Origin of the sequence: Streptococcus caballi DSM 19004 (assembly GCF_000379985.1) — a bacterium.
GTDB classification, from domain to species: domain Bacteria; phylum Bacillota; class Bacilli; order Lactobacillales; family Streptococcaceae; genus Streptococcus; species Streptococcus caballi.
Map to the genome: position 1 here is coordinate 1 of NZ_KB904097.1, position 9,576 is coordinate 9,576.

The window sequence follows — 9,576 nt, forward strand, 5'->3', positions numbered from 1 at the left end:
TGACAGGCAAATCTAAATCAAGTAGCTCTTTGGCTAAGGTATTACCACCCATGGTCAGTATAGCTTGAATCATGGTTTCCATCGTTAGCTGACTTTTCCGACTAAAATCTTTTTCAGGATGAAGCACAAACTGGTTTGCGGTGGAAACGATGTCGTTAATACTATCAAGTAAATGAGCTTTAATCTGGTCTAGCATGATTTTTCCCCTTTTATTTTTAGTGTAACATAAAAAACTAACCTACCACAAAACGTGATAGGTTAGTTAACTTAATGACATTGCGGATTTTCTGGGCTCTTTTTTGTTAACAAGAATGATTTTAATTTTCAAAATCCAAAATTTTCAGAAAACTATCTTGACTTTATTTTTTAAAGTGTTACCATTTTAAATAAAGATATTAGAACGAGGAAGTAGTATGAGAAGTGATATGATTAAAGTTGGTGTGGATAAGGCACCAGCGCGTGGTTTATTATACGCGACTGGACAGGTAAAATCTGCCAAGGATATGCAGAAACCGTTCATAGCAATCTGTAATTCTTATATTGATATTGTCCCAGGGCATGTCCATCTGCGTGAGTTGGCTGATATTGCCAAGGAAGCTATTCGCGAATTAGGTGGTATTCCTTTTGAGTTTAATACTATCGGTGTTGATGATGGGATTGCCATGGGGCACATTGGGATGCGATACAGCTTACCTTCACGCGAAATTATTGCTGACGCAGCTGAGACAGTTATCAATGCCCACTGGTTTGACGGTGTTTTCTACATCCCAAACTGTGATAAAATCACTCCTGGTATGATTTTGGCGGCTATGCGTACCAATGTCCCCGCAGTCTTCTGTTCAGGAGGTCCGATGAAGGGGGGAGTTGATATGACAGGTCACCAAGCCACCCTATCCAGCCTTTTTGAAGCTGTTGGAACTTATCAAGCTGGTGATATGTCTAAGCAAGAATTAGATTATTTGGAGCAAAATGCTTGCCCTACCTGTGGTTCTTGTGCTGGTATGTTTACGGCGAATTCAATGAACTCTTTGATGGAAGTTCTGGGTCTGGCTTTACCAGGGAATGGAACAACTTTGGCTGTTTCAGATGCCCGTCGTGAACTTGTCCGTGAGTCTGCTAAGTATTTGATGGACAATATTAAAAATAACCTTCGTCCACGTGATATTGTAACAAAAGAAGCGATCGATGATGCTTTTGCACTTGACATGGCCATGGGAGGTTCAACAAACACTGTTCTGCATACCTTAGCTATTGCCCGTGAAGCAGGAATTGACTATGATTTGAAGGATATCAATGAAATCGCTAAACGTACACCATATCTGTCTAAAATTGCGCCATCAAGTATTTACACTATGCACGATGTTCATGAAGCGGGCGGTATTTCGGCTATTATTAATCAGTTAATTAAAAAAGGAACAATCAAAGGAGATCGTATTACAGTTACTGGTAAGACTCTTAAGGAAAATGTGGCTGGTGCTGACATCAAAAATGAAGAAATCATTCATCCAATTGAAGCTCCGATTTCTCCAGTTGGTGGTCTGTCAATCCTTTACGGAAATATTGCGCAAGATGGCTCTGTTATCAAAGTTGGTGGGGTTGACCCCTCTGTTAAAACATTTCGTGGTAAGGCTATCTGTTGTGACTCTCAAGATGAAGCACTTGAGTTGATTGACAATGGAACGGTCAAAAAAGGTCATGTTGTTGTTATCCGTTACGAAGGACCTCAAGGTGGTCCTGGCATGCCAGAGATGCTTGCGCCGACTTCTAAAATTGTTGGACGTGGGCTTGGTAAAGATGTTGCTCTTATAACTGACGGACGTTTCTCTGGAGCTACCCGTGGAATTGCCATTGGTCACGTGTCTCCAGAAGCTGCTGAGGGTGGCAATATTGCCCTTATCGAGGATGGTGATGAAATCTACATTGATCTAACTAACCGTACCATTGATTTAATGGTTGATGAAGCTACTTTGGCTGAACGCCGTAAGACCTTGAAGCCATTTAAACCTAAAATTTCCAGTGGATGGCTTCGCCGCTACACCGCCTTTGCATCATCAGCGAATTTCGGTGGTTCAATGATGACCGAAGAAGAATTCCAAGAACGTAAAGCAGAACGGAAATAGGCTGCGAAAGAGGAAACGAATGGTTTGTTTCCTTTTTCTTTTCTCAAAATAATGGGAAAATATCTTTTTAAATTAAACGCTTACATTCGCAAAATAAACTTGCATTATTTTGGGAAAATGTTATCATATTATGTAAGGTTTTGAATTTTTTGAAAATTTGAAAAATACTTGAAAAGGAGGAGCTTGTGAAACAAATACATTTAGAAAAACCTAAAAACGGTTCAGAGTTAGTTCTTGATACTCTGAAAGGTTTAGGTGTTGAAACCATTTTTGGTTATCCAGGTGGTGCTGTCTTGCCACTCTACGATGCCATTTACGAATTTGAAGGTATTCGTCATATTTTAGCTCGTCATGAGCAAGGAGCCCTCCACGAAGCCGAAGGTTATGCTAAGTCAACTGGAAGGCTAGGCGTCTCAATTGTTACCAGTGGTCCAGGCGCAACCAACGCCATTACAGGAATTGCTGATGGGATGAGTGATAGCGTGCCAATGTTGGTCTTCACAGGACAGGTAGCTACGTCAGGCATTGGTAAGGATGCCTTTCAGGAAGCTGATATTATCGGTGTAACCATGCCTATTACAAAATATAATTACCAAATCCGTGATGTGGCTGATATACCGCGTATCGTGACTGAGGCTGTTCACATTGCTACGACAGGACGCCCAGGACCAGTTGTTATTGATCTCCCCAAAAATGTGTCTGAGGCTAAGACAACTGTTTACAACGATCCAGAAGTCAATCTTCCAAGTTATCAACCAACGGTTGAACCAAATGTTCTTCAGGTTAAAAAGATTTTGCAGCAGTTGAAGAAAGCTAAAAAGCCTCTTATTGTTGCCGGTGGAGGTGTTAATTACTCAGGTGCTTCTGAGGAGTTAGTTACTTTTGCAGAACGCTATAATATTCCTGTTGTATCTACCCTTTTGAGTTTGGGAGTTATGCCAATTGAGCATCCTCTATCATTAGGGATGGGAGGGATGCATGGCTCTTATGCCTCAAATATGGCCTTGACTCACTGTGATTTTATGATCAATTTTGGTTCACGTTTTGCTGATCGATTGACGGGGAATCCTGCCACTTTTGCTAAAAATGCAGTTGTAGCCCATGTTGATATTGATCCAGCTGAGATTGGTAAAGTTGTGAGAACTCAAATTCCAATTGTTGGAGATGCGAAAAGAACTTTACAAATCTTACTGAATGAGGAAAAAGTTCATACTAGACATGCTAATTGGACTGAAGAAGTTTTAGCAAACAAAGCTAAGGCACCATTTGGTTACGACTTTAATGATGCAATTATTAAGCCACAGCATGCCATTGAGACAATCGGTAAAATTACCAATGGTGAAGCTATTGTGGTTACTGACGTAGGTCAGCACCAAATGTGGACAGCCCAATTCTACCCTTTCAAGAAAGAAAGGCAGATTATCACTTCCGGTGGGCTTGGAACTATGGGATTTGGAATCCCGGCAGCGGTTGGAGCTAAATTGGCTAACCCTGACAAGGAAGTCATTCTCTTTGTTGGTGATGGTGGCTTCCAGATGACTAACCAAGAGTTGGCTATTTTGAATGGTTATGGTGTACCAATCAAGATCGTTCTCATCAACAATCATTCACTGGGGATGGTTCGTCAATGGCAAGAGTCATTCTATGATGAACATCGCTCTGAGTCAACATTTGACGATGAGCCGAATTTTCAATTACTGGCTGAAGCTTATGGTATCGCTCATTACAAGTTCTCGGATCCAAATACTTTAGAAGAAGATTTGCAGGTCATTACTGAGAATAAGCCGATGTTGATTGAGGTCAATATTTCTAACCGTGAACACGTTTATCCAATGGTTCCATCTGGTAAGAGTAATGCTGAGATGTTGGGGGTGAAGTTCAATGCGTAGAATGTTAACGGCCAAACTGAAAAACTCAACAGGTGTTCTCAATCGCTTCACAGGTGTGCTTTCCCGCAGACAGGTTAATATTGAATCTATCTCAGTTGGGCACACGGATATTCCAGATATTTCACGGATTACCATCATTATTGATGTTGAGAATCTGGAAGAGGTAGAGCAAATTATCAAGCAACTCAATCGTTTGATTGATGTAGTTCGTGTTCGTGATATCACGGATATCCCTCATTTGGAACGTGAAGTCATTTTGATTAAAGTTTCTGCTCCGCCAGTTAAGCGTGCTGAAATTTTAGCAATTATCCAGCCTTTCCGTGCTAATGTTATTGATGTAGCACCTAAGTCTATCACGATTCAGATGACAGGTAATGCGGACAAGATTGAGGCTTTGATTAGGGTTATTCAACCTTATGGTGTCCGAAACATTGCCCGTACGGGCACTACAGGATTCTCCCGAGATTTTTCATAATCTTTTAAACTTAGTTAACCATGCCTTCGGGCAAAAAAATAAAAATTTTAGAAAAGAGATATATTACTATGGCAGTAACAATGGAATACGAAAACGATGTAAAAGTAGACGCACTTGCAGGCAAAAAAATTGCCGTTATCGGTTATGGTTCACAAGGTCATGCACATTCGCAAAATTTGCGTGATTCTGGCTATGATGTGATTATCGGCGTGCGCGCTGGTAAATCATTTGACAAAGCTAAAGAAGATGGCTTTGAAACATTTGAAGTAGCAGAAGCTGTTAAACAAGCAGATATCGTTATGGTTTTGGCTCCTGATGAAATTCAAGCAGACCTTTATGCTAAAGAAATTGCTCCAAACCTTAAAGATGGTGCAGCACTTGGATTTGCCCATGGTTTCAACATCCGTTTTGAATACATCAAAGCTCCTGAAACTGTTGATGTGTTCATGTGTGCGCCTAAAGGACCAGGTCACTTGGTACGCCGTACTTACACTGAAGGATTTGGTGTTCCAGCGCTTTACGCAGTTTATCAAGATGCTACTGGAAACGCTAAAGACATTGCTATGTCATGGTCTAAAGCTGTTGGTGCAGCACGTGTTGGTCTTCTTGAAACAACCTTCAAAGAAGAAACTGAAGAAGATTTATTTGGTGAACAGGCTGTTCTTTGTGGTGGTTTGACTGCCCTTATCGAAGCAGGTTTTGAAGTCTTGACTGAAGCTGGTTATGCACCAGAATTGGCTTACTTTGAAGTTCTTCATGAAATGAAACTCATTGTTGACCTCATCTACGAAGGTGGTTTCAAGAAAATGCGTCAATCAATTTCAAATACTGCTGAATTCGGTGACTATGTTTCAGGTCCACGTGTTATCACAGCTCAAGTAAAAGAAAACATGAAAGCTGTTCTTGCTGATATCCAATCTGGTAAATTCGCTGATGAATTTGTTACAGACTACAAAAACGGTCGTCCACGTCTTGAAGCTTACCGTAAAGAAGCTGCTGAACTTGAAATCGAAAAAGTTGGTGCAGAACTTCGTAAAGCAATGCCATTCGTTAACCAGAACGATGACGATGCTTTCAAAATCTATAACTAATTAATTTAGAAAATACTATTTTCAAGCGGGAGAAAATTCTCCTGCTTTTTTCATAAATTGGTGAAATTGGTCTCACAAAAGCTTATTAAAATATGTTATAATACTGAATAAACAGAAAATTTTGAAAAAGAGGATACAATATGATTACTGCAAGAGATGTTGTTAAGGCTAATCAAGTATTGAAAGACGTTGTTGAAAGAACGCCTCTTGATTTTGATCGTTATTTATCGGAAAAATATGGAGCAACGGTTTATCTGAAACGCGAAAATATGCAAAAGGTTCGTTCTTTCAAGATTCGTGGTGCTTACTATGCTATTTCCCAATTATCAGAAGAAGATAGAAAACGCGGGGTTGTCTGTGCATCAGCGGGAAATCATGCGCAGGGAGTTGCTTTTACTTGTAACGAAATGAAGATTCCTGCAACCATTTTTATGCCTGTAACAACACCACAACAAAAAATTGGTCAGGTTAAATTTTTTGGCGGTTCTTATGTGACGATTAAACTTGTTGGTGATACGTTTGATGCCTCTGCTCAAGCGGCTCAAGATTTTACAAAAGCTGAAGGAATGACTTTCATTGATCCTTTTGATGATCCAAATGTACAGGCAGGCCAAGGTACAGTAGCTTACGAAATTTATGAACAGGCACAAGAAGAAGGGCTTGTTTTTGATAAAATTTTTGTTCCTGTCGGTGGCGGCGGATTGATTTCTGGTGTGGCAACTTACATCAAAGACGTAGCACCTGAGATTGAAGTTGTTGGTGTGGAAGCGTCTGGAGCACGTAGCATGCGCGCAGCATTTGACAAGGGACGTCCTGTCAAGCTTGAAGTAATTGATAAATTTGCAGACGGTATCGCTGTTCAAAAAGTTGGTGAAAATACTTACGAAATTGCTCGTAAATATGTAGATGAATTAGTCGGTGTGGACGAAGGTCTTATTTCAGAAACTTTGATTGACATGTACTCTAAGCAAGGAATTATTGCAGAACCTGCAGGTGCGGCCTCAATCGCAGCGCTTGAAGTTATGAAAGATGACATCAAAGGCAAAACGGTTGTTTGCATTATTTCTGGAGGTAATAATGATATCAACCGTATGCAGGAAATGGAGGAACGCGCCCTCATTTATGACGGTGTGAAACATTATTTTGTTGTTAATTTCCCACAACGTCCGGGTGCGCTGCGTGAATTTGTAAATAATATCCTTGGACCAAATGATGACATCACGCGATTTGAATACATCAAACGTGCCAATAAGGGAACTGGCCCGGTTCTGATTGGTATTACTTTGGGAGATAAAAAGGACTACAATACCTTGATTGCAAGATTGGGAGACTTCGATCCATCCTATATCAACCTTCATGGAAATGAAAGCCTTTATAATTTATTAGTCTGACTATAAAATCATCTAGTTTTCTAGGTGATTTTTCGCTTTTTACTTGACTTTAGCTTTAAATAAAATATAATTGTATTAACAAATAAATACAAGAGAGGTGTTGCTTATGAAGACGACTCGTCAACTCTCTGCTGTCTTTAGTTAGTGATTGTTTACAATCAGTTTAATAAGAAAAAAATTAGGAGGTTTTCTTATGGTTATCGCATTTTTTATGCCTATTATTTTCATAATCATCATTATTTTTATTATTGCTAGCACGCTTTATGTGGTTCGCCAGCAATCAGTTGCTATCATTGAACGCTTTGGTCGTTATCAGAAGACAGCTGGAAGCGGGATTCATGTCCGCCTGCCTTTTGGCATCGATAAAATAGCTGCGCGGGTACAGTTGCGGCTCTTGCAGTCTGAAATTGTCGTTGAAACCAAGACCAAGGACAATGTTTTCGTCACGCTTAATGTCGCTACTCAGTACCGTGTCAATGAGAAAAATGTGACAGATGCCTACTACAAACTCATGAAGCCAGAGGCTCAAATCAAATCATACATAGAAGATGCGCTTCGCTCTTCTGTTCCCAAACTGACTTTGGATGAATTGTTTGAAAAGAAAGATGAAATCGCGCTCGAAGTGCAACACCAAGTAGCGGAAGAAATGTCTACTTATGGTTACATCATTGTCAAAACTCTGATTACCAAGGTTGAACCAGATGCTGAAGTTAAGCAATCGATGAATGAAATCAATGCAGCTCAACGAAAACGTGTAGCAGCCCAAGAACTGGCTAACGCTGATAAAATCAAAATCGTGACAGCTGCGGAAGCCGAAGCCGAAAAAGACCGCCTGCACGGTGTCGGTATTGCCCAACAACGTAAGGCCATCGTTGATGGTTTGGCCGAATCCATTCAAGAACTCAAGGATGCCAATGTGGGCATGACTGAAGAGCAAATCATGTCTATCCTTTTGACCAACCAGTACCTGGATACCCTAAATACATTCGCAACCAGGGGCAATCAAACTATTTTCTTGCCAAATAACCCAGAAGGCGTTGAGGACATTCGCACACAAATCCTGTCTTCGCTAAAAGCTAAATAATTCAGAAAGATAAGCCATCATGGAAGCTTTAAAAGCCCTTGTCTAATAGGCTTGCTGCTGGAATTATCATACGTTTCAAAGGAATTTGTCCTTGAAGTTTTGATAAAAAGAAGACCTGTGACGGAGGAAAATGTCACAGGTCTTTTGTCTGACGAATGTGTTAGGATGTTTTGCCCCAGCGTTTATACTCGTGAATAATCTTGAGTGTGCGTTTACGGGCTTGATATTAGGACTTTCTAGTCTGCGATAGGCAGATGCTAAGTCAGTTTTTTCTGCCATAGGATCTCTTCAAATTAGACTATTAACGTTAACAAGATAAGCATAGCACAAATTAATTAACTGATAAAGTGTTATATGTAACGTTCTTGTTAATTATTAATTTAAAAAATCAATTTCCGTCTTTAATAATATTTAAGTTTATATAGACATTGTTGAAGTGTATAATAAAGGTGAAGAAAGGAGCTGGTGCAAATGACTATGGGCGACTTGCCCGATTGGCTGAGTGAGTTAGAAAGGGAAAGTTTTGAAATCACGCGTCAATTTGTCTTAGCATCAGGTTCTTTGAAGGAGATGGCTAGGATCTACGACGTCTCGTATCCAACCATTCGTTTGGACCGCTTGATTCAGAAGGTCAAGAGAGACTCCAGCAAAGAAGAGCCTTATGTTGACGTGATTAAGAACCTGGCCTTGGATGGAGAAATTTTCTACGAGGCTGCTGAAAAACTCATCGCTACTTATCCCGAAGAAAGAGGTAATCTTATGGGTGTTCTCATCATTATGATTTCGGTTCTTTTAGGGCTGACAGAATAGTATATGATTCGCTATACAAAATTAAATCAATGGTTTTTCGTCATCGCGCTCTTGGCGCTTGCGGCTCCAATCACTCTTTTCCAAGGACCTCACCTAGTTAGCCTGCCAATTTTGCTGGTCTTTGTTGCTATTCTTTCTTGCGCTTTTGAAGATTGGCTGAGAGGATATCTTCAAAGCAAAAAATTATCTAAAGAACAGCGTTCGAAATTAAAAGATTTGTAAAAAAAGGACGAGCTTGGAACACTATCAGTTTCAAACTCGTCTTTTTGTATTGGAAATAAGATGCTTGCTCAGCCATTTTTTTAAAAATAATTGGGACAGGAGGCTTCCTATGAGGATGCTTGCTATGTTGAGAGTGATGTCGCCCAAATCGAAGATACCGAGGTGGAAGACGTACTGGCAGCTTTCAACGAGGAGCAAGCCTAGAAGTGAGAGGGTGAGATTTTGAAAAGGCAACACTTTTCTGTACAAAATTTATAAAGTGTTTTTGTTAAACGATTGCTCTTTTAGTCATGGGTGTTTGGTAATTAAGAGTGCTGTGGATGCGATGGTGATTCCACCAGTGGACATAATCCTTAGTTTTAAGGGTTAATTCTTCCAGAGAGCGGAAGGTTTCTTGGTTGATAAACTCCAGTTTGAAGGAGCGATAGGTACTTTCAGCTACCGCATTGTCATAAGGACAACCCGCTTGACTCAGCGAACGTGTGATGCCAAAG

General features: G+C 40.2%; 9 protein-coding genes and 3 pseudogenes. 8 read left to right on the forward strand and 4 right to left on the reverse strand.

From position 1 onward, the window contains the following. A pseudogene (locus tag A3GS_RS0108570) lies at positions 1-196 on the reverse strand (IS4 family transposase); the annotation flags it as partial. A 217-nt stretch (positions 197-413) separates the two neighbouring features. Here A3GS_RS0108570 and ilvD point away from each other — a divergent pair. The 6 genes from ilvD (at position 414) to A3GS_RS0108600 (ending at position 8,050) form a co-directional block, all read left to right on the forward strand. Further along, complete coding sequence (gene ilvD / locus A3GS_RS0108575; RefSeq protein WP_018365005.1) at positions 414-2,120, forward strand: dihydroxy-acid dehydratase; 1,707 nt, start codon at positions 414-416, stop codon at positions 2,118-2,120. A 185-nt stretch (positions 2,121-2,305) separates the two neighbouring features. Beyond that, a complete protein-coding gene (locus A3GS_RS0108580) occupies positions 2,306-4,009 on the forward strand; it encodes an acetolactate synthase large subunit (protein WP_018365006.1) in 1,704 nt (567 codons plus the stop codon). Then, positions 4,002-4,484, forward strand: a complete 483-nt coding sequence (gene ilvN, locus A3GS_RS0108585; RefSeq protein ID WP_018365007.1) for an acetolactate synthase small subunit — start codon at positions 4,002-4,004, stop codon at positions 4,482-4,484. Before A3GS_RS0108580 ends, ilvN begins: the two co-directional genes overlap by 8 nt. A gap of 68 nt (positions 4,485-4,552) precedes the next feature. Next, positions 4,553-5,575, forward strand: a complete 1,023-nt coding sequence (gene ilvC / locus A3GS_RS0108590; RefSeq protein ID WP_018365008.1) for a ketol-acid reductoisomerase — start codon at positions 4,553-4,555, stop codon at positions 5,573-5,575. A gap of 140 nt (positions 5,576-5,715) precedes the next feature. Further along, on the forward strand, positions 5,716-6,966 hold the full coding sequence (ilvA, locus tag A3GS_RS0108595) for a threonine ammonia-lyase IlvA (RefSeq protein WP_018365009.1): 1,251 nt from the start codon (positions 5,716-5,718) through the stop codon (positions 6,964-6,966). 193 nt (positions 6,967-7,159) lie between these two features. Beyond that, positions 7,160-8,050: an SPFH domain-containing protein gene (locus A3GS_RS0108600; RefSeq protein WP_018365010.1), complete on the forward strand. Its 891-nt coding sequence runs from the start codon at positions 7,160-7,162 to the stop codon at positions 8,048-8,050. A gap of 160 nt (positions 8,051-8,210) precedes the next feature. Here A3GS_RS0108600 and A3GS_RS12770 read toward each other — a convergent pair. Then, positions 8,211-8,329: pseudogene (locus A3GS_RS12770) on the reverse strand (putative metal homeostasis protein). Between the two features lie 192 nt (positions 8,330-8,521). Between A3GS_RS12770 and A3GS_RS11725 the strand changes: the two are divergent. Together A3GS_RS11725 and A3GS_RS0108610 are read left to right on the forward strand one after the other, a co-directional pair. Next, positions 8,522-8,860, forward strand: a complete 339-nt coding sequence (locus A3GS_RS11725; RefSeq protein WP_018365011.1) for a DUF2089 family protein — start codon at positions 8,522-8,524, stop codon at positions 8,858-8,860. A 3-nt stretch (positions 8,861-8,863) separates the two neighbouring features. Next, positions 8,864-9,082: a hypothetical protein gene (locus A3GS_RS0108610; RefSeq protein ID WP_018365012.1), complete on the forward strand. Its 219-nt coding sequence runs from the start codon at positions 8,864-8,866 to the stop codon at positions 9,080-9,082. Between the two features lie 30 nt (positions 9,083-9,112). Here the strand turns inward: A3GS_RS0108610 and A3GS_RS13100 are convergent. Beyond that, positions 9,113-9,304, reverse strand: a pseudogene (locus A3GS_RS13100) (VanZ family protein); the annotation flags it as partial. Between the two features lie 46 nt (positions 9,305-9,350). After that, a partial coding sequence (locus A3GS_RS0108615) for an IS3 family transposase (RefSeq protein ID WP_018365013.1) occupies positions 9,351-9,576 on the reverse strand: 226 nt, incomplete at its 5' end.